Annotated in this window: 1 pseudogene; it reads left to right on the forward strand. The window is 40.2% G+C overall.

The features are described from left to right. Nucleotides 1-10: 10 nt before the first annotated feature. Nucleotides 11-234: pseudogene (locus tag RTW80_RS28210) on the forward strand (integrase core domain-containing protein); the annotation flags it as partial. Between the last annotated feature and the right edge of the window lie 94 nt (nt 235-328).

Raw genomic sequence — 328 nt, forward strand, 5'->3', positions numbered from 1 at the left:
GACGTAATGCGCAGAAAAACATGTAGTAAAACTGGAGATTACCCAATCAGGTAAGTTGGCGCAGAACGCTTTTATCGAGAGTTTTAACCGGACATACCGAACAAAAATACTCGGTTTTTGTCTGTTCAGAACGCTGGATGAAAAGCGGGAACTGGCGGAAAACTGGTTGTCAGAATATAACAGTGAACGCCATATCAACTACTTAACCATATGACACTGGAACAACATCACTAACGCCATTATTTGGTCACGATCTCAAAAGGTGCATGGAACTAAAACGAGTCTGTTTACAACGCAAGATGGGTTATGTTATAAAGTAACATAAATG

This window comes from Escherichia sp. AM3 (assembly GCF_032029835.1).
Lineage (GTDB): Bacteria > Pseudomonadota > Gammaproteobacteria > Enterobacterales > Enterobacteriaceae > Escherichia > Escherichia coli.